General features: G+C 75.3%; 21 protein-coding genes. 14 read left to right on the forward strand and 7 right to left on the reverse strand.

The window, feature by feature from the left end; all coding sequences use genetic code 11:
• Nucleotides 1–31 precede the first annotated feature (31 nt).
• Nucleotides 32–1,825, reverse strand: a complete 1,794-nt coding sequence (locus ACZ6S5_RS24120) for a DEAD/DEAH box helicase (RefSeq protein WP_466003907.1) — start codon at nucleotides 1,823–1,825, stop codon at nucleotides 32–34.
• 249 nt (nucleotides 1,826–2,074) lie between these two features.
• Complete coding sequence (locus ACZ6S5_RS24125; protein WP_466003908.1) at nucleotides 2,075–2,908, reverse strand: hypothetical protein; 834 nt, start codon at nucleotides 2,906–2,908, stop codon at nucleotides 2,075–2,077.
• A 134-nt stretch (nucleotides 2,909–3,042) separates the two neighbouring features.
• On the opposite strand from ACZ6S5_RS24125, the gene ACZ6S5_RS24130 reads away from it, so the two are divergent.
• Both ACZ6S5_RS24130 and ACZ6S5_RS24135 read left to right on the forward strand, forming a co-directional pair.
• The gene (locus ACZ6S5_RS24130; RefSeq protein WP_466003910.1) at nucleotides 3,043–4,185 is read left to right on the forward strand and encodes a sensor histidine kinase; all 1,143 of its coding nucleotides are present in this window, start codon (nucleotides 3,043–3,045) and stop codon (nucleotides 4,183–4,185) included.
• Complete coding sequence (locus tag ACZ6S5_RS24135; RefSeq protein ID WP_466003911.1) at nucleotides 4,182–4,787, forward strand: response regulator; 606 nt, start codon at nucleotides 4,182–4,184, stop codon at nucleotides 4,785–4,787. Before ACZ6S5_RS24130 ends, ACZ6S5_RS24135 begins: the two co-directional genes overlap by 4 nt.
• 36 nt (nucleotides 4,788–4,823) lie before the next feature.
• On the opposite strand, the gene ACZ6S5_RS24140 is transcribed toward ACZ6S5_RS24135, so the two are convergent.
• On the reverse strand, nucleotides 4,824–5,252 hold the full coding sequence (locus ACZ6S5_RS24140; protein ID WP_466003913.1) for a nucleoside deaminase: 429 nt from the start codon (nucleotides 5,250–5,252) through the stop codon (nucleotides 4,824–4,826).
• Nucleotides 5,253–5,309: 57 nt separating this feature from the next.
• Here ACZ6S5_RS24140 and ACZ6S5_RS24145 point away from each other — a divergent pair, with 57 nt between their 5' ends.
• From ACZ6S5_RS24145 to ACZ6S5_RS24190, 10 genes are all read left to right on the forward strand, one after another.
• Nucleotides 5,310–5,843, forward strand: a complete 534-nt coding sequence (locus ACZ6S5_RS24145; RefSeq protein ID WP_466003915.1) for a 2'-5' RNA ligase family protein — start codon at nucleotides 5,310–5,312, stop codon at nucleotides 5,841–5,843.
• A 122-nt stretch (nucleotides 5,844–5,965) separates the two neighbouring features.
• On the forward strand, nucleotides 5,966–6,709 hold the full coding sequence (locus ACZ6S5_RS24150) for an ArsR/SmtB family transcription factor (protein WP_466003916.1): 744 nt from the start codon (nucleotides 5,966–5,968) through the stop codon (nucleotides 6,707–6,709).
• A gap of 195 nt (nucleotides 6,710–6,904) precedes the next feature.
• Nucleotides 6,905–8,020 (forward strand): cytochrome P450, encoded by a 1,116-nt coding sequence (locus tag ACZ6S5_RS24155; protein ID WP_466003918.1) that lies wholly within the window; start codon nucleotides 6,905–6,907, stop codon nucleotides 8,018–8,020.
• A complete protein-coding gene (locus ACZ6S5_RS24160) occupies nucleotides 8,017–8,814 on the forward strand; it encodes an isocitrate lyase/PEP mutase family protein (protein ID WP_466003920.1) in 798 nt (265 codons plus the stop codon). The genes ACZ6S5_RS24155 and ACZ6S5_RS24160 overlap by 4 nt, the downstream gene beginning before the upstream one ends.
• A 100-nt stretch (nucleotides 8,815–8,914) precedes the next feature.
• Complete coding sequence (locus ACZ6S5_RS24165; RefSeq protein WP_466003922.1) at nucleotides 8,915–9,880, forward strand: hypothetical protein; 966 nt, start codon at nucleotides 8,915–8,917, stop codon at nucleotides 9,878–9,880.
• Nucleotides 9,881–9,884: 4 nt separating this feature from the next.
• Nucleotides 9,885–11,486: an asparagine synthetase B family protein gene (locus ACZ6S5_RS24170; RefSeq protein ID WP_466003924.1), complete on the forward strand. Its 1,602-nt coding sequence runs from the start codon at nucleotides 9,885–9,887 to the stop codon at nucleotides 11,484–11,486.
• A 51-nt stretch (nucleotides 11,487–11,537) separates the two neighbouring features.
• Complete coding sequence (locus tag ACZ6S5_RS24175; protein WP_466003925.1) at nucleotides 11,538–12,356, forward strand: MerR family transcriptional regulator; 819 nt, start codon at nucleotides 11,538–11,540, stop codon at nucleotides 12,354–12,356.
• Between the two features lie 168 nt (nucleotides 12,357–12,524).
• The gene (locus ACZ6S5_RS24180) at nucleotides 12,525–12,998 is read left to right on the forward strand and encodes a DUF1203 domain-containing protein (RefSeq protein ID WP_466003926.1); all 474 of its coding nucleotides are present in this window, start codon (nucleotides 12,525–12,527) and stop codon (nucleotides 12,996–12,998) included.
• Between the two features lie 42 nt (nucleotides 12,999–13,040).
• On the forward strand, nucleotides 13,041–13,973 hold the full coding sequence (locus tag ACZ6S5_RS24185; RefSeq protein WP_466003927.1) for a PfkB family carbohydrate kinase: 933 nt from the start codon (nucleotides 13,041–13,043) through the stop codon (nucleotides 13,971–13,973).
• 40 nt (nucleotides 13,974–14,013) lie between these two features.
• The gene (locus ACZ6S5_RS24190) at nucleotides 14,014–15,009 is read left to right on the forward strand and encodes a carcinine hydrolase/isopenicillin-N N-acyltransferase family protein (RefSeq protein WP_466003928.1); all 996 of its coding nucleotides are present in this window, start codon (nucleotides 14,014–14,016) and stop codon (nucleotides 15,007–15,009) included.
• A 56-nt stretch (nucleotides 15,010–15,065) separates the two neighbouring features.
• Here the strand turns inward: ACZ6S5_RS24190 and ACZ6S5_RS24195 are convergent, their stop codons facing one another.
• The gene (locus tag ACZ6S5_RS24195; protein ID WP_466003930.1) at nucleotides 15,066–16,520 is read right to left on the reverse strand and encodes an LVIVD repeat-containing protein; all 1,455 of its coding nucleotides are present in this window, start codon (nucleotides 16,518–16,520) and stop codon (nucleotides 15,066–15,068) included.
• A 138-nt stretch (nucleotides 16,521–16,658) separates the two neighbouring features.
• Here ACZ6S5_RS24195 and ACZ6S5_RS24200 point away from each other — a divergent pair, with 138 nt between their 5' ends.
• Both ACZ6S5_RS24200 and ACZ6S5_RS24205 read left to right on the forward strand, forming a co-directional pair.
• Nucleotides 16,659–17,339, forward strand: coding sequence for a DUF305 domain-containing protein (locus ACZ6S5_RS24200; protein WP_466003931.1), 681 nt, complete (start codon nucleotides 16,659–16,661; stop codon nucleotides 17,337–17,339).
• A 69-nt stretch (nucleotides 17,340–17,408) separates the two neighbouring features.
• Complete coding sequence (locus ACZ6S5_RS24205; protein WP_466003933.1) at nucleotides 17,409–18,017, forward strand: hypothetical protein; 609 nt, start codon at nucleotides 17,409–17,411, stop codon at nucleotides 18,015–18,017.
• A gap of 141 nt (nucleotides 18,018–18,158) precedes the next feature.
• Here the strand turns inward: ACZ6S5_RS24205 and ACZ6S5_RS24210 are convergent, their stop codons facing one another.
• The 3 genes from ACZ6S5_RS24210 to ACZ6S5_RS24220 are packed head-to-tail and all read right to left on the reverse strand — an operon-like array spanning nucleotide 18,159 to nucleotide 18,954.
• The gene (locus ACZ6S5_RS24210) at nucleotides 18,159–18,452 is read right to left on the reverse strand and encodes a hypothetical protein (protein WP_466003934.1); all 294 of its coding nucleotides are present in this window, start codon (nucleotides 18,450–18,452) and stop codon (nucleotides 18,159–18,161) included.
• On the reverse strand, nucleotides 18,440–18,703 hold the full coding sequence (locus ACZ6S5_RS24215; RefSeq protein WP_466003936.1) for a DivIVA domain-containing protein: 264 nt from the start codon (nucleotides 18,701–18,703) through the stop codon (nucleotides 18,440–18,442). Before ACZ6S5_RS24215 ends, ACZ6S5_RS24210 begins: the two co-directional genes overlap by 13 nt.
• Nucleotides 18,700–18,954, reverse strand: coding sequence for a hypothetical protein (locus ACZ6S5_RS24220; RefSeq protein ID WP_466003937.1), 255 nt, complete (start codon nucleotides 18,952–18,954; stop codon nucleotides 18,700–18,702). Before ACZ6S5_RS24220 ends, ACZ6S5_RS24215 begins: the two co-directional genes overlap by 4 nt.
• Between the last annotated feature and the right edge of the window lie 33 nt (nucleotides 18,955–18,987).

An 18,987-nucleotide genomic window follows, 5' to 3' on the forward strand; every position in this document is an offset into this window, starting at 1 on the left:
GATCCACCAGGATCGGGGGCCTCGGCCCTGCTCACCAGCGGTCCCGGCGCTCCCGCCGCTCGCCGCCGTCGCCCTCCCGGCCGCGGCGCTCCCGCCGGTCGCCGTCGAAGCGGCGCTCGCCGCCGCCGTCACCGTCCCGATCCCGGCGTACGGTCGCCTTGCGGCCCTTGATGGTGCTGCCCCGCAGCCCCTGGATCACCTCGTCGGCGACCTCGTACGGCACCTCCACCAGGGAGAACCGGTCGGCGATCTCGATCGAGCCGATGTCCCGGCCGCTGACCCGGGTCTCCCCGGTGATCGCCCCGACCAGGTCCTGCGGGCGGACCCCGGCGCGCCGGCCCAGCCCGATGAAAACCTGTGCGGTGCCGCCGGGGCGGGGGCGGCCGCCCCCACGCCGCTCGTACCCCGGCCGGGGCTCGCGGGACGGGCGGACCGCGACCTGCGGGATCTCCTCCTCCTCGTCCGCGGTGCCGGGCAGGGTCGCCTCGTGGGCCAGCTTCACCGCGGCGAGCGCGACCTCCATCATGTCGAACTCGTCCGACAGCGACTCCACGATCACCCGGAACGGCTCCAGGTCGTCCTCCAGCAGCGACTCCCGCAGCGCCGCCTGGGTCAGCTCCAGCCGCCGGGTCCGCAGGTCCGCCACCGTGGGGATCTTGTCGATGGCGATCCGCTGGCCGGTGACCCGCTCGATGGTCTTGAGCATCCGATGCTCACGCGGCTCGGCGAGGGTGATCGCCACGCCCTCCCGGCCGGCCCGGCCCACCCGGCCGATCCGGTGCACGTACGACTCCGGGGCCGACGGGACGTCGTAGTTGACCACGTGGGTGAGCTGCTCGACGTCCAGGCCACGCGCCGCCACGTCGGTGGCCACCAGCAGGTCCGCGGTGCCCGCCCGGAGCCGGCCCATGACCCGGTCCCGCTGCTCCTGGCTCATCCCGCCGTGCAGCGCCTCGGCCCGGTAGCCCCGGCCGTTCATCGTCTCGGTGAGCCGGTCCACCTCCTCCCGGCTGCGGCAGAAGACGATCGCCGCGGTGGGCGACTCCACGTCCAGCACCCGGCCCAGCGCCGCCGGCTTGTGCGCCCGCGCCACGATGTACGCGCTCTGCCGCACCCGGGGCGCCTCACCGGCCACCGGCTGCTCGCGCTCGATCTGGATGCGGACCGGGTCGGTCAGGTGCTGCCGGGCCAGCCCGTCGATCCGCGCCGGCATGGTGGCGGAGAAGAGCACCGTCTGCCGCTCGGCCGGGGCGTGCTCCAGGATCGCCTCGATGTCCTCGGCGAAGCCCATGTCGAGCATCTCGTCCGCCTCGTCGAGCACCACGGTGGCCAGCGAGCCCAGCCGCAGGGTGCCCCGGGCGATGTGGTCCAGCGCCCGGCCCGGCGTCGCCACCACCACGTCCACGCCCAGGTCGAGGGCGCGCAGCTGGCGGCCGATCGGCTGGCCGCCGTAGATCGGCAGGACCCGGGCGCCCAGGTCCTTGCCGTACCGGTGGAACGCCTCGGAGACCTGGACCGCCAGCTCCCGGGTGGGCACCAGCACCAGCGACACCGGATCGCCCCCGGTCCGCCCGTCGGGCATCCGCTGCAGCAGCGGCAGGGCGAACGCGGCCGTCTTGCCGGTACCCGTCGCCGCCTGCCCGAGCAGGTCCTTGCCGGCGAGCAGCGTCGGGATCGCCTCGCGCTGGATCGGGGTCGGCTCCTCGTAGCCGAGCGCGGCGAGCGCGCCCAGCAGTTCGGCGCGCAACCCGAGGTCGGCGAAGGCGGGAGCCTCGTCGGCGTCGACGGCGGCGGCGGGGTCGGTCGGTGTTGCTCCGGAACTCATGCGCCAAGCCTTTCATCACCGCCCCCGGCCCGGCGCGGCGACCGGCGCAACCGTCGGCCCGGACACGTCCCCGCCCCCGTGCCGTGGCGCCGGTCACGTCCCCGGCCACCCGGGCGCCGGCCGGGCGGTGGGCGCGGCGCACGCCGACGCGGTGGCCGAGCTCTGGCGCTGACCCGTCCCGCCGGCCGATCCTCCCCCGTTGCGATCCGCACCGGAGTGCGGCGTGGGACCGGCCGGCGGGCCGGGGGATCAGCCGGCGAGGAGGGCCAGCGCGACGGTGATCCCCACCGTGGCGTCGAGCACCGCGCACCACTCCGCGTATCCGCGCGGCACCACCCGGCCCGTGCGGTGGTGCACCGCGTCCCAGGCGGCGTGCCCGAGCCAGCCGACGGCCACCAGCCAGCCGGCGAGGCCGGCCGGACCGACCAGGGCGGCCACCGCCAGTCCGACCCAGCCGACCAGCCCGGCGAGCTGCACGGCCAGCGCCCGGCGGTCCCGCCACTGCCGCCGCCAGGTGCCGATCAGCAGGTAGCCGGCCGGCAGCACCAGCAGCGTCCACGGGGAGACCACGGTCGGGTCGAGCCAGAGGTCGACCGTCATCAGCAACGCGAGCCCGGTCGGCCACCGGCGCGCCACCGCCGCGACGACCGGATGCCGGGCCGGCGGGACGGGATGCTCGTGCCGGTGCCGCAGCGCCACCAGCACCATCGCCGGCAGCATCAGCAGGTGGCCGCCGAGCAGCAGCGCGTCGTCGCCGACCAGCCCGGCCCACCAGGGCGGGAGGAACAGCAGGAACGGGACGTACATGGCGGCGACCATCTCGGCGGTGGCGACCCGCCCGTGGCCCCGGTGCCACATCCACACCACCATGCCGACGGACATGTTCGTCGCCATCACCAGCGCCGCCACATCCGGTCGGGCGAGCGCGCCCGCGCCGCCCAGCGCTGCCGCGCCCACCCGCCACAGCGGTTCGAGCAGCACCATGCCCGCCACCATCGCCACGACCATCTCCGCGAGGTGCCGCGCCAGCCGGCGGCCGGCGCGGTCCGATCCTCGGGGTACGCGTACCGTCGTCTCCGTCATGTCCCGACCCTGCCCGGACCGGCCGTCCGAGGGACAGGCGCGCCCGTCACGGTAAATCCGTGCGCCGCGCACGGTGCGACCGTGACGTTCCGCAGGGGTGAACCGGTTGGCCGCCGCCAATAGGATCGGCGGGCATGACGGTCGAGGCAGCGGACCGCCGGCTGCGTGGGGCGCGCCGGCTCACCCTGGCGTCGTTGGCCACCAATCTGGGCGCCACCCTGCTGCTGCCGGGCGTCGGGCTGGCCCGGGAGCCGGATCCGGTGCGGTGGGGCCTCGGCGCGGTCGGGCTGCTGGCGTTCGTCGCCGCCCAGGCGGCCGTCGTCCACGCCGCGGTCACCCCGTGGCTCGCCGACGACCGGCGGCGACGGGGGTACGTCGCCCTGGCCCTGGCCGCCGTGCTGAGCGTGCCGCTGGTCGGGCCGGTCGCCGCCGGCGCCTGGCCGACCTGGGCCTGGTTGGGCGCCTCCCTGGTGGGGATCCTCCCGCTGCTGTTCCGGCCGCCGATCGCCCTGGCCGGGACGGTCGTGGTGCTCGCCGTCGCGGTCGCGGTGGCCCGATGGGCGGCCCTGCCGGTCCGAGACAGCCTGCTCATCGCCGGCGGCGTCGGCCTCGGGGTGGCCGCGATCAGTTGGGCGCAGGTCTGGTTCTGGGACCTGCTCGTCGAGGCCCGTCAGGGTCAGGCCGCCCGGGCCCGGCTGGCCGCCGCCGAGGAACGGCTGCGCTTCGCCCGGGATGTGCACGACCTGCTCGGCCACGACCTCACCGTGATCGCGCTGAAGGCGGAGCTGGCCGCCCGGCTCGCGCCGGTCGACGCCACCCGCGCCGGCCGGGAGGCCGACGAGGTGCGGCGGCTCGCCGGATCCGCCCTGCAGCGGGTACGCGAGGCGGTGCACGGCTACCGGACCGTCGACCTCGCCGAACAGGCGGCGGCCGTGGGCGAGGTGCTGCGCTCCAGCGGGGTGCGGTGCACGGTGGTGCCGCCCGGCGGTGCGCTGCCCGAGACGGTCGCCGCCGACCTGGCGGTGGTGCTGCGCGAGGCGGGCACCAACGTGCTGCGGCACAGCCGGGCCGAATGGTGCCGGATCGAGATCACCCGGGAGGACGACCTGGTGACCATGACCGTCCGCAACGACGGCGTCCGCGACGGCGGCCCGGACCCGCACAGCGGTGGCCTGCGTGGGCTGGCCGACCGGCTCGCGCCGGCCGGCGGCACCGTACGCGCGCACGCCGACGACGGCGTGTTCACGCTGGTGGCGACCCTGCCGGTGGCGTCGTGATCCGGGTACTGCTCGCCGACGACGAGGAGCTGATCCGGCTCGCCCTCGCGGCCCTGCTCGACCTGGAGGCCGACATCGAGGTCGTCGCGCACGCCGCCGACGGTCGCGTCGCGATGACCGCCGCGCTGGCCCACCGGCCGGACGTCGCGGTGCTGGACCTGGAGATGCCGCCACCCGGCGGGATCCAGGTCGCCGCCGAGCTGGCCCGCGTCCTGCCCGACTGTGCCGTGGTGATCCTGACCGGCCACGGCCGTCCCGCCCACCTGCGCCCGGCGCTGGCCGCCGGCGCCCGCGGGTTCCTGCCCAAGGGGGCGCCCGGCGGCGCGCTCGCCGACGTGATCCGCCGCGTGCACGCCGGCGCCCGGTACGTCGACCCGGCGCTCGCCGCCGACGCGCTGACCCTGCCCGAGTGCCCGCTGACCCCGCGCGAGCTGGAGACCCTGCGGCTGGCCGAGTACGGCACCCCGGTCGCGGTGATCGCCCGGCGTACCCACCTGGCGGCCGGGACCGTGCGCAACCATCTCGCCGCCTGCGTACAGAAGCTCGGCGCCGCGGACCGGGCCGAGGCGGTCCGCCTGGCCCGCGAGGCCGGCTGGCTCTGACCGGCGCCGCACGGGTGGCCCCCCTCCCGGGCCGGCTCAGGCCGGCTCGACCGGGATCCGGGCCTCGGCGAGCAGCGCCGGCCCGGCGTACGCCACCGGGGCGTACGGGGGCATCGGGCGCAGCCGCGCCAGCTGCTCGGCGCTGAGCGCGTACACCACCCGGCCCAGGCCGGAGCGGTCGATCGCGGTGGCGCACATGCCGCAGGGCTGGCAGCTGGTGTACATGGTGGCGACCGCCGCCGCGTCCGGGGCGAGGTTCCGGGCGGCCCACCGGGCCAGCTTCAGCTCCGGATGGGCCGCGATGTCGTCGTCGGTCCGCTCCGTGTTGACCTCCTCGGCCAGCACCCGCCCGTCGGCGTCGACCAGCAGTGAACCGAACGGGCCGTCCCCGGCGTCCCGGGCGGCGGTGGCCAGCGCGACGGCCCGGCGCAGGTGGCGTTCGTCGGTCTCGGTCAGCACGCTCATCCGGTGCGCATTCCCCACGGGACGTCGCGGCACACCGCCGACGACTAGCCTGGCGGCGTGCGGACGGTCGAGCTGCTCTGTTCCCCGGAGCTGGAGGAGGCGGTACGCGCGGCCTGGGTCCGGCTGGCCGCCGCCGGCCTGCCCAGCCTGGCGCGCAACACCCACCCCACCAACCGGCCGCACCTGACCCTCGCGTCGGTCGAGGAGTTCCCGCCCGGCGCCGAGCAGCGCCTCGCCGACCTCTGTGACGCCGCGCTGCCGCTGCCGGCCCGGCTGGACCGGGTGGCGGTGCTCGACGGCAGCGCCCCGCTGGTCTGGCTGATCCGCCCCGCGCCGCAGCTGCTCGCCCTGCACGGCGCGGTGTGGGACGTGCTCGCCGACGCCGACGGGCAGCACCCGTGGCACGCGCCGGGCCGGTGGATCCCGCACCTGAGCCTGGCGCTGCGGTTCCGCGACGGCGACCGCCGCCGGGCCCGCGCGCTGGCCGGCCTCGACCGGCCGAGCGGGGAGTTCGTCGCCGCGCGCAGCTACGACAGTGAGACCCGGATCGTCCACGAGCTGGCGCCGGTCTGTCCGCACCCGGGCGCCTGACCGGCCAAGGTCGTTCGATGGCGGCGTGCGGCGCCGGTCAGCCCGCCGGCGCCTCAGGTCGGCCCGCCATCACCCGGGACCGGTCGGTCGGCGCCGAACCGTCGCCGTGTCAGCATGGGCGGATGACCACGACCAGCACCGACGGCCGCGGGATGGCCGCGCTCGCCGCGCTGCTCGCCGACCGCACCCGGGCCAGCTTCTGCCTGGCCCTGCTCGACGGGCGGGCCTGGACGGCGGGCGAGCTGGCGCGGGCCGCCGGGGTGGCGGCGTCGACCGCGAGCGACCATCTCACCCGGCTCGTCCAGGGCGGCCTGCTGGTCGAGGAGCGGCAGGGCCGGCACCGGTACGTCCGCCTGGCCGGCCCGGCCGTGGCCCAGCTGATCGAGGACCTGGCCGGGCACGCGCCCACCCCGCCGACCCCACCGCGCACGTTGCGCGCCGCGTCGGCCGGCGCCGCCCTGGCGTACGCCCGGACCTGCTACGACCACCTCGCCGGCCGGCTCGGCGTGCTGCTGCACGACGCCCTGCTCGACCGGAAGGTGCTGGACCGCGCCGGCGGGCTCGCCGTCACCCCGGCCGGGGTGACCTGGCTGGCGGAGCTGGGCGTACCGGTCGAGCCGCTGCGCGCGTCCCGCCGACCGCTGGTACGCGACTGCCTGGACTGGACCGAGCGCCGCCCGCACCTGGCCGGGGCGCTGGGCGCGGCGCTCTGCGATCGCTTCCTCGACCTGGGCTGGACCGTACGCGGCACCGGCCGGGCGCTCCGCCTCACCCCGGCTGGCCGCCCCGCCCTCGCCGCCGCCCTCGGCCTGCCCGAGGCCGACCTCGAACGCCCGTCCCCCGACACCGGCCCCGCCCGCGCCTGACCTGCTCGACCGACGCCACGCCGGCGACCTGACGGTCTTGGGGCAGGTCTGATGCCGCCACCTCGCCGACCCGGGACGCGGCCGGGCCGATGCCGCCACCTCGCCGACCCAGTGACGCGACGGCCCCGGCCGCCACCGCCGATGCGGCGGGACGGTTCGGTCCGCGCCGAAGGAAACGCCGCCTACGGTCGGGCGATGAGCTGGCCCGTCATACCCGCGCCGCCCGGCACACCGGCCTGCGGGGAACCCGTGCACGATGCCGAGAACGGCTGGGTGGTCACCCGGTACGCCGACGTGGTGGCGGTGCTGACCGACCCCCGGTGCGTGGTGCCCGTCGCGCCCGGCGGACCGCCCGGCACCCTGGCCTGGCTGCGCGGGACGGTCAGCCGGTTCAGCGCGCCGGACCGGCACCCCGGCCGTCGGGCGATCGGGGTCGCCGCCCTGGCCGACCTCGACCCGGATGAGCTGCGCGAGGCGGCGGCCCGGCTGACCGAGGAGACGCTCGAGGCAGCCGCCCGGCCGAGCGGGGAGCTGCGCGACGCGGGGGCGTCGCGGCCGGCCGGCGCCGACCGCCGGGACGCCGAGCACATGCCGATCGGGGTCGACGTGCTGGCCGGCCGTGCGCCGGGCCGGTTCGACGTGATGGCGGGGCTGGCTCGGCGCGTACCCCTGGAGGTGCTGGCGGCGCGGCTCGGCCTGGCCGATCCCGCGGCGGCCGGGGCGGCGGTGCCGGCGGTGGCCGCCGCCTACCACCCGGGCGCCGGCCCGGCGGCGGTGGCGCGCGCGGACCGGGCGGTGGCCGCGCTGCTGGCCCTGACCCCGGCGGCCGCGCCCGAGGTCGCCGCGAATCGGATCGGGCTGCTGGTGCAGGCCTGCGACGCCACCGCCGGCCTGATCGGGGCGGCCGTCCGGTACGGCCTCGGCGCGACGGTGCCGACCGGGGAACTGCTGGCCGAGGTGCTGCGGCTCGACCCACCGGTCCGGGCCACCCGCCGGGTCACCACCGCGGCGCTGCGCGTCGGCGGTCGGGAGATCGGCCCGGACGCCCCGTTGCTGCTGCGGTTCGACGCGGCCAACCGGGATCCGGCCCGCCACGCCGAGCCGGACCGCTTCCGACCCGACCGCCCCGGCGGGGTGCTCACCTTCGGCGCCGGGCCCCGGGGCTGCCCGGGGGAGCGGCACGCCCTGGCCCTGGCGGCCGGGGTGGTTGACGTGTTGCGCCGCCGCTGCGCCGCGACCGAACAGCCCGTCCCTTACGAGCCGCAGCCCACCCTGCGGATCCCGACCAGTGTCGAGGTGACCGTCCGATGACCGACCGCGCCGCCGCCTTCCGCGACCTGCACCGGCCGGGCAGCCCGCTGCTGCTGCCGAACGCCTGGGACCACGCCTCCGCCGCCGCCCTGGCGGCCCGGGGCCATCCGGCGATCGGCACCACCAGCCTCGGCGTGGCGGCGGCCGGGGGCAAGCCGGACGCGGCCGGCGTCACCCGGGCGGACAACCTCGACCTCGCCCGGCGGCTGCGCGAGCTGCCGGTGCTGCTCACCGTGGACATCGAGGACGGCTTCAGCGACGACCCGGCGGCGGTGGCCGACTACGTCGCCGAACTGGCCGCGCTCGGCGTCGTGGGGGTGAACCTGGAGGACGGCCGCCCGGACGGCACCCTCGCCCCGGTGGAGTTGGCCGCCGCCAAGGTCGCCGCGGTGAAGGCGGCCGTGCCGGGGCTCTTCGTGAACGCCCGTACCGACGCCTGGTGGCTGGGTGTGCCGGAGCCACTGGACGAGGCGCTGCGTCGGGTGCGCGTCTGGCGGGAGGCCGGCGCCGACGGCTGCTTCTTGCCCGGCGCGCCGGACGATCTGGTCGGCCGGCTCGCCGTCGGGGCCGGCCTGCCGCTGAACGTGCTGTACCGGCCCGGTGGGCCGGATCTGGCGGCGCTGGGGCGCCTCGGCGTGGCCCGGGTCAGCACCGGCTCGCTGCTGTTCCGGGCCGCCCTCGGGGCGGCGGTGCACCTGGCCGACGCGGTCCGCGCGGGACGGGACGCCGGCCTGCCCGAGGCGCCGACGTACGGCTGGGTGCAGGCGCTTTCCGTACCCAAAGATGCTCCTTAGAGGGAGATAGGAAGATTGTTCGGGGTTCTCCCCCTGCAGGTAATTACGGTGTGGTTCAGGTTTGATCACGCCGTGTCCTGCCCGGAGAGGGGACCCGACCATGCGAGTGCCCAGCCGAAGCCCCGGCCCGCAGCCCGGGCCCGCGGTCGCGTCCACCGCTCCGGCCCACCGGCGGCCGTCGACCACCACCCGCCGGTCCGCCCCGCACCCGCCGGACCTGGCCGCCTACCGGGCGGCGGTGGCGGAGCTGCTGATCGAGGTGGGCGCCCTCGCGGACGCCCCGTCCGCCACCGCCCGGCAGGTGCTGCTGGACCAGCGGCTGCGGGAGCCGGCCATCGCCACGGTCCTCGAGGCCACCCCGCAGGGACTCGTCGGCGCCCGGGAGACCCTGCTGCTGGAGATGGCCCGCTACCAGCCCAACGCCCGCAGCTCCGCGCACGACCTCACCGCGCTGGTCCGGATCTACCTGCTCTCCCGGGTCGACGTGATGTGGTGGGGGGACGACCCGGTCTTCCTGACCGACGGCCAGGTCAACACCAGCACCGAACTGGTCGACCTGGAATGGCTGCGCCGCCGGGGACTGCTCGCCTTCCGCTACCAGGAGCAGCCCGGCACGCTGGTCGGCCGGGGCCTGCGGGCGGTCCGGCGGCGGCTGCTGCCCGCCGCCACCCCGCGCACCGCCGGCCTGATGTTCCGCCGGACCCGGCGCGAGGTGGTGGCCCTGCTCAACGACATCGGCCGCGAGTTCGCCCGGGCCACCCGGCCGGGCACCCCGCCGCTCTGGGTCACCAGCCTGGCCCGCAGCGCCGAGCACCAGTACCGGCTGCGCCGCCTCGGGTACGCGGCCATGGTGCCCAGCGGGCACTGCCTCGGCTGGGCGGCCGACGTGGAGATGGCCTGGTTCCGCCGCTTCGGGGTCCAGGACACCCTCGCCGACCTGCTGTTGGCGCGGCAGGAGGCCGGCGAGCTCAACGTGGTCGACGAGGGTCAGGCCTGGCACCTCTGTCTCGCGCCTGCCGCCCGCCGCCGGTTCCGGCGGGCGTACGAGGTCGAGATGGGGGTCTGAGCGGATGTGCGGGATCGCGCTGAGCATCGGCCCGGAGGCCGATCCGGCCACCTTCCGCCGAATGCTCGCCGTCCTCGCCCCGCGGGGTGAGGTGACCGAGACCCGGCAGGAGAGCGGCCTGCTCACCGGCGTGCGCCGGCTGCGGATCGTGGACCGGGAACGGGCCGTGCAGCCCTGGGTGTCGCCGGACGAACGGCACGTGCTCTGCTACAACGGCGAGGTCTTCAACCACCACGAGCTGCGCGACGAGCTGACCCGGCTCGGGTACGCCTTCCGCAGCGCGAGCGACACGGAGGTGGTGCTGGCCGCGTTCCGGCACTGGGGCGAGGAGGCGGTGCGCCGGCTGCGCGGCGAGTACGCCTTCGTCGTGGTGGAACGGGCCACCGGCCGTGCGTACCTGGCCCGCGACCCGCTCGGCGTGAAGCCGCTCTACTGGTCCCGTGGACCGGGCTGCCTGCACCTGGCCTCGGAGGTCAAGGCGCTGGTCGCGCACAACGCGCCGATCGGTGAGGTGCCGCCCGGGCACCACGGCTGGGCCGAGCCGGACGGGCGGGTCCGGCTGCGCCCGCACGTGGACCTGGTCGACCTCGGTGCCGGCGCGCCGCTGATCGACGACCCGGACGAGGCCGCCGTGCTCGTCCGGGCGGCGCTCACCGACAGCATCCGGGTCCGGCTGGACACCGACCTGACCGTCGGGGTGGTGCTCTCCGGCGGCCTGGACAGCTCGCTCGCGCTGCTGCACGCCCGGCAGCTGCACCCGGACTGCGTGGCGGTCACCGTCGGCGTGCCGGACAGCCCGGACGTCGCGTACGCCCGGCGGCTCGCCGCCGACCTCGGCGTGCCGCACGAGGTGGTCGAGCTGCGTCCGCGTGACATCCGGCTGGCCGACGTCCGGGAGGCGATCCGGATCTCCGAGCTGACCGAGTACGGCGACATCATCAACGCGGTGGTCACCGTGCCGATCTTCCGCCGGCTGCGCGAGCTGGGCGTCAAGGTGGTGCTCACCGGGGACGGCTCCGACGAGCTGTTCGGCGGCTATCCGATGTACCACCAGGTCGGCCCCGAGCGGTCCCGGCGGCTCTTCCTCCACCGGGTCCGCAACCTGTGCCGGACCGAGTTGCAGCGGGTGGACCGGGCCAGCCTGGGCCACGGCGTGGAGGCGCGGGTGCCCTTCCTCGACCTGAACGTGGTGGAGCTGGCGATGCGGCTGCCGCTCGACCTCAAGCTCCGCGACGGCCAGGAGAAGTGGATCGTCCGCCGGGCCTTCGCCGACCTGCTCCCGGACTACGTCCGCCGGCGGCCGAAGAACCCGATGTCGTACTCCTCCGGGCTGCACGAGCGGGCCCGGCTCTACAAGCCGCTCTTCGCACGGCTGCACCGCTCCTTCGGCTACCACCTGCTGGAACCGGTCCGCCGCGACTTCGACAGCGTGCTCAGCCGCTGCGGCAACGACCTGGACCGGGCGATCGCCGACGGCCTGGCCCGGCCGGACTACACGGTGCTGGAGCACGCCCGGGATTTGGTCGGCGCGGCGCGGTGGAACGCCGCGCCGGTGGTCCGCCGGCTGGTCGGCCCGCGCGCCACCCGGCGTACGACGGTCCGCTGAGCCGCCCACGCTTGACTCTGACACCGTGTCAGGGACGAGCGTGAGGGGACCATGTTCACCATCGGAGAATTCGCCGCGCTCGGCCGGGTGTCGGTCCGGATGCTGCGGCACTACGACGGCATCGGGCTGCTGCGCCCGGCCGCCGTGGACCCGCACACCGGCTACCGCTACTACCGGGCGGAGCAACTGGGCCGGCTCAACCGGGTGATCGCCCTGAAGGACCTGGGGCTCACCCTGGACCAGGTCCGGTCCGTCCTCGACGACCGGCTCGACGCCGCCGAGCTGCGCGGCATGCTGCGGCTGCGCCGCGCCCAGCTCGCGGCGCAGGTCGCCACGGACACCGCCCGGCTGGCCGGGATCGAGGCGAGACTCCGGATGCTCGAGACGGAGGGTCGGATGACCACGAAGGACGTCGTACTCAAGGAGATCCCCGCGGTGCGGATCGCGGAACTGACCGCGATGGCTCGCAGTTACGAGACGCCGGACATCGGCCCGGTGATCCAGCCGCTCTACCCGGAGCTGTTCCGCCGGCTCGACGAGGCCGGCGTCCACCCGACGGGCCCGGCGATCGCCTGGTACGAGCCGGAGGGCGACGGCGAGGCGGTGGTCGTGCACGCCGGGGCGACCGTCGGCCCGTCGGCCGCCGGGGACTTCGCCGTCGTCGACCTGCCGGCCCTGCCCACCGCCGCGACGGTCGTGCACCACGGCTCCATGGACGAGGTCGAGGCCAGCATGGCGGTGCTCGCCCGGTGGATCGAGGAGAACGGCTGGCGGGCCGAGGGGTACGCCCGCGAGGTCTACCTCGACTACTGCCAGGACAAGCCGGAGGAGGGCGTGACCGAACTGCAGATCCCGGTCACCCGACGCTGATCGGGGACGGGCTGCCCGAGGGTGGCGGGCAGCCGGTCCCGTCTCCGTGCGCACCGCTTACCCGCTTCGTCCCGCCTCAACCGCAATGTCGGACAGGCGACGCCGGCCGGAGACGCCAGGTCCGATCACCGCCAGCATCCGCCGCCGGCCCGGCCCAGGCTGGTGGGCATGACGACGACGCGTACCGGGTACCTGATCCAGCCGCTTCCGGTCGAGACGCTCGCCGAGGTGCGGCGTACCGGCCTCGACGCGGGCGGGCGGCCGGTCGAACGGGCCACCGCCGAGGGCGGCGAGCCGCTGCGCTGCTGCCTCCGCGACGCCCGCGCGGGCGAGCCGCTGCTGCTCTTCGGGTACGCCCCACCGCTGGCCGACGGGCCGTACCGGGAGCTCGGGCCGATCTTCGCGCACGACGCCGACTGCCCCGGCCCGGCGGAGGCGACCGGGTACCCGGCCGACTGGCGGGGGCGGCCCCAGGTGCTGCGGGCGTACGACCGGCGGGGCCGGATCGTCGGCGGCCGGCTGCACGACGGCCGCGACCCGGAGGCGGTCGTCGCCGACCTGCTCGCCGACCCGGAGGTGGACCGCCTGCACAGCCGCAACGTGGTGTACGGCTGCTACATGTTCGCCGTCGTGCGGGGGTGAGCCGCCGGGCGTGACCGGCGGCGGCCCGGGTATCAGCCCGGCATGGCGGGACTGGACGCGATCGTCGTGGGGCAGGTGGCCCGGGACATCGTGCTGCTGGTCGACGAGGTTCCCGGTCCGTCCGCGACCGTCCCGGTGCGCTGCCGGCGGGAACTTCTCGGCGGCAAGGGCGCCAACCAGGCGGTCGGGCTGGCCCAGCTCGGCGCCCGGGTCGGGCTGCTCGGCGTGGTGGGGGAGGACGAGGTCGGCGACCGGCTGCTGGGGCGGGCCCGCAGCGACGGCGTCGAGGTGGCCCCGGTGCTGCGCCGGCCGGACACGCCCAGCGCGCTGATCATCGACGTGGTGGACGCCGGGGCGCGCTGGCGCTACCTGGAGGACATCCCCCCGGCAACGCTGCTGACCGAGGCGGACGTGGCGGACGCCGAGCCGGTGCTGCGGGCCGCCCGCGCGGTGGTCGTCCAGCTCCAGCAGCCGCTGCCGGCCGCGCTCGTGGCGGCCCGTTGCGGCCGTACCGCCGACCGGCTGGTGGTGCTGGACGGCGCGCCGGACGACCCGGCCGACGCGGCGGAGCTGCTCGCCCTGGCCGACGTGCTCCGCGCGGACGCGCGGGAGGCCGGCCTGATCGTGGGCGCGCCGCCCGAGGACGCGGAGGCGGCCCTGTGGGCCGGCCGGGAGCTGCGCGCGCGGGGCCCGTCGCTGGTCGCCGTCGAGGTGGCGGGGGAGGGCAACGCGTTCGTCTGGCCGGGCGGGGAGCTGTTCGTGCCGCTGTCCGACACGCCCGTCGTGGACAGCACCGGCGCTGGGGACGCCCTCGTCGCGGCGCTCGCCGCCGGCCTGCTGCGCGGCGAGCCGTACCCGGTGATCGCCCGGTACGCGGTGGCGGCGGCCGGCGTGACCGTGGGCCATCCGGGCGGCCGGCCCGCGCTGAGCGCCGAGGCGATCGACGCGCAGCTGACCCGGATTCCCGAGCGCTGACCCGATGGACAACCGTCGCTGCCTCTTCTAGCGTCGCGGCATGCGGAGGATGCTGCTCGCCACCGGTCTCGCCCTGCTGCTGGTCACCGCCGGCTGCGCCGAGAGCCGGCGGGGGGCGGCGCCGCCGGCGGCCGGCACGCCGACCGCCTCCCGCCAGGACGCCGGCCAGGTCGAGCGGACCCTGGCCAGCCTCCGCAAGGTCGACGACCTGCCGCTGTACGAGATGACCTACGTCGGGGACTACGACCCGACGGCCGGTATCGCCGGCACGCCCGGGGCGAGCCCGTTCGGCTGCTCGCTCTTCGCCGCGCTCGGCGACCGGACCCGGCCGCTGTTCGCCCGCAACTTCGACTGGGATCCCAACCCGGCGCTGGTGCTGCGGGCCGACCCGCCGGACGGGTACGCCTCGGTCTCCCTGGTGGACATCTCCTACCTCGGGGTCGGCGCCGACCCGACCGGGGACCGTCGGCTGCTCAACGCGCCGCTGCTGCCGTTCGACGGGATGAACGAGCGCGGTCTGGCCGTCGGGTTGGCGGCCGACGACGGGGCGACCGCCCGCCCGGTGCCGGGCCGCCCGACCGTGGGCTCGGTGCGCATCCTGCGGCTGGTGCTCGACGCGGCGGCCACTGTGGACGAGGCGATCGCCGTGTTCGAGCGGTACAACCTGGACTTCGACGGTGGGCCGCCGCTGCACTACCTGCTCGCCGACGCCACCGGCGCCTCGGCCGTGGTGGAGTTCGTCGACGGGGTCATGCGCGCCGACAGGCGGCGCGGCCCCTGGCAGGCGCTGACCAACGTGCCGGCCGTCGGGGTGGCCGAGCCGGACCTGCGCCGGGACCACCGGTACGGGGTGCTGGCCGAGGCGCTGGACGCCGCCGGTGGCGTGCTGGACGCCCCGGCTGCGCTGCGCCTGCTCGGCGCGGTACGCCAGGGCCACACCCGCTGGTCGGTGGTCTACGGCCTGCGCACCGGCGAGGTCCGGCTGGTGCCGGCCACCGGCGGCGGGGAGCGTAGCTACCGGCTGCCGATGAGCTGACCGCCGACGGGCCCGGCCCCGCGGATGCGGTGGCCGGGCCCGCGGACGGTGGGACGTCAGTCCCGGTAGTCGGGTTGGGTCTGCACGTTGAGCCGGGTGAAGTGCCTCGTCTGGGCGCCCGGGATGGACGCCGGGTCGATCTGCACCACGTCCAGGCCCTTCTGGATGTCATTCGAGTAGATGTGCCCGTTGTAGTAGTACGACGACCAGGCCCCACCGACGATCAGGCGGGTGTCGGAGAGCGGACCCCGCTCCCAGTAGCCGATCTCCTTCGGGTTGGCCGAGTCGGTGAAGTCCCAGACCGAGATCCCGCCCTGGTACCAGGCCTGGACCATGATGTCGCGTCCGGGCACCGGGATCAGCGAGCCGTTGTGGGCCACGCAGTTCTCGGTGTCGGCATTCACCCGGGGGATCTTGTAGTAGCTGCGGAACACCATCGTCCGCGCGTCACCGGCGCCGGTGATGTCGTAGATGGCGTCCGCGCCGCGGTTCGGCCCGACGGTGGTGTTGCAGGTCGCCCCGCCGCCGCCACCCAGCTCGTCGGTGAACACGACCTTGGTGCCGGTGTTGTTGAAGGTGGCCGAGTGCCAGAAGGCGAAGTTGGTCGTGTCCCGGACCTGGTTGATCACCCGGGGCGCCTCCCGGTCGGAGATGTCCATCAGGATGCCGTCGCCCATGCAGGCGCCGGCGGCCAGGTCCTTCTGCGGGTAGGCGGTGATGTCGTGGCAGCCGGTGGTCGCCGAGCCACCCGGGCGGCCGGCGTACCCACCGTCTGGGAAGAGGTTCGGCGTGGCCACCACCGCCGCGTCGGTGGGCGTCTCCAGCGGCACCTTGACGATGGAGATCGAGTCGTGCGGCGGCTGGCAGTCCGGGAAGGCCGCCGACGGGCTGTACGAGGAGACGTACAGGTAGACGGAGAGGCCGTCCTTGGCCGGCACCAGGGTGTGCGTGTGCGAGCCGCAGTCCGTCTCGACGGCCTTGATGTAGCGCGGGTTGGCCTTGTCGCTGATGTCGAAGACCTTGATGCCCTCCCAGGACGCCTTGACGGTCGCCGACTGCGCGACGCTGCTGCAGGAGTCGTCGGTGCGCGAGGAGTCGGTGGAGAGGAAGAGCAGGTCACCGTAGACGGTGATGTCGTTCTGGGAACCCGGGCAGAGCACCTGCGACATGACCTTCGGCGCGGCCGGGTTGGCGATGTTGTAGATGGTGAAGCCGTTGTAGTTGCCGGCGTAGGCGAACGGCCCCTGGAATGCGAGGTCGCTGTTCAGGGCGTTCTCGGTGTCGAACGGCCCCTGCTTCGGCAGGTTGGCGATCTGACGGAGGTTGGGACTGCTGGAGATCTCATCGACGCCGAGCCCGGCGGTGGTGCTGTCCACGGTGGCCGGTTCGGCGGCGAGCCGTGGGGTTGCCTGCGCGCTGACTGGCGCGGCGACGCTGGCGAGGAGGAGACCGGTGGCGGCGAGGGCGCCGATCTGGAGGCGACGGGACCTGGACACGCGGATTCTGATCATCGGCGACACCCTTCGAAAGGGGATGACGATTGTCGACACCTTACCGGTGACCGACGAGTATCAATGTGATCCGGGTCACATCGAGTGTCCTTTGTTCCTGGTTAGGATCGCTGTCACCTCGATCGGAGGGGGTGCCGCATGACCGGCCGACGTGGACGGACACTGATCGCCGTAACAGTCGTGGCCCTGGTGCTCGTCGCGCTGGGCGTGACGCTGTGGCCCCGTCCCGACCGCCCGCCGGCCGTCCCGGCCGCCGCGTCGAGTCCGTCGCCCACGGCGGACGGGCCGCCGGTCATCGTGCCCGGTCGACCGGGAGAGCCGGCGGTGACCCGCCCGGCACAGGAGGTGCGGGACGCCGCGCCGCCCCGGTACAACAGCCCCGACGTCTGGTTCGTCCGGATGATGATCCCGCACCACCAGCAGGCGCTGGAGATGGCCGCGCTCGCCCCGGACCGGGCCGCCGACCCTCGGGTGCGCGCGGTCGCCGACCGGATCCGGGCCGCTCAGCAACCCGAGATCGGCGTACTGCGGGCGTGGCTCACCGCCCGGGGGTTGCCCGCCGAGGTCCCCGGCCACGACCACGGCGCCATGCGCGGGATGCAGTCCCCGGAGGCGATGCGGCAGCTCGCCGCCGCCCACGGCGCCGAGTTCGACCGCCTCTTCGTACGGATGATGACCGAGCACCACGACGGCGCCGTGGCGATGGCCACCGACCTGCTCAAGGTGGGGGTGGACCAGAGCATGCAGGAGTTCGCCAACTCGGTCGCCACCGAGCAGTCCGTCGAGATCACCCGCATGCGCGAGCTGATCGCGTCCTGACCGGCCGAGCCGACAGACGCCCGGCGCGGTGACGTCTCGCCCTTCTGGCGCGGTGGTTAGGTGTCGAGCATGACGGACCTCGAGGACGTGATCAACTCGCTGCTGGTGCGGCACTCGCTGGAGCAACCGCCTTCGAGGCACGCCGAACGGCTTGGCGACGGGGTCTTCCACCTGGACTACCACGATCCTGATCACGTCTACCTGCTGACCGTGCGCCAGGTCCCACGAATTCGGTTGCCGCTTCACCCCCCGGTGGTGGTGGGTGAGGTCGCCGGGACACGCGCACAGCTTGTGCAGGTCGCGGTGGCCAACCACATCGAGGTGACGCTCGACGCCGAGCAAGGCCCAGCGCGTCAGGCCGCGCTGGCCGACTACACGGCTCGGTACGAAGAGTGGGAGCAGCGGGCCGATCGCGAGTCGCCGCCGCCCCCGTGGCCCGCGGAGTCGCTCACCCGGCTGGCGCCTCAGGTGTCCGACGACATCGGTACCCCCTACCGCCTCGCCTCGGGACGAGCCGGCGGAAGCGGGACCGAATGGGAAGCCCACTGGTCGTTCCTGCCGGCCCCGCCCCGCGAGGCGCGTCTCCTGACGCTTCGCTTTTCGCCTCCAGGCGGAACGCCCGTAAAGATCGATTTCCCGCTGCCGCCGGCCCCCGACCAGACCACCACTGTGGCCTGAGGGCATGCGTCTGCCAAGTCCATAAGACCGGATGGCCGCACGGGCCACGTACGTTCTCACGCCTGATCGTCGGCACGCGCCCACGTCGCGGACGAGGGTGTGGCGGCGCGGATGGGTAGGGCAAGAAGTCCAGCAGCGGCGTCATGTCTCGACCGGATTGTTCGAGTGGGCTCGGCTGCCCGACGCCGGGCCGCAGGGGCCGTCGTGGTCGGCCGGCAGGGGACAGCGGGCGTGATCGGGCAGTCGGGCGTCGCACCAGACCCGGGTACGCACGAACTGGCGGTCCTCCTCGCTGAGTGTGGTCTCACCGAAGTCGATCGCGGGGACGTGCCGCAGCGAGTCCCGTAACGCCACGGCCAGGGCGGCGGCGTCGTCGAGCCGGGTCAGGGTGGTGGGCAGGTGGATGATCCACCGGGGCGCGCTCACGGCTGCCACCGGTTGTTCTGGGCCGGCGGAGGACCGTCGTGGCACCGGGTGTGCCGGGACTGCCACTGGCGTAGCGCCTGCCGGATGCGTTCCGCCTCGGTCGTGGTGGTGGTCAGCTCGCGGCGCAGCCGGTCGAGTTCGTCGGCCGCGCGTCGGAGCAGCGCATCGACCTGCCCGGGGTCGTAGCCGCGCCGGCGGTGGTCGAAGACGGCGGTGCGAAGGTGGTGGGCGTGCAGGCGCTCGCCGGCGACGTAGATCATTCGCGGGGCGCCGTCCGTTCCGCGACCAGGACGGCGACCTGCCGGTCGGTGAGGCCGCGCCGGTCGAGGACCCGCCGGCCCCAGCGGTGCAACCGGCAGGGGTGCGGAGCACGGTCGTTGCGGCAGCGAGGGCCGTCCGGCCACTGCTCGGCGGCGTGCACGACGATCGCGGTCACCGCGAAGCCGACGTCCTCGGCGGTCACGCGTGGTGGCTGGGGAAGCTCGCCGAGGACGGCGTCGATCGAGTCCATGACCCTCCCTGGTCGGTGGGAGCGGCACCGAGG

Source organism: Micromonospora sp. NPDC051924 (genome assembly GCF_055586005.1).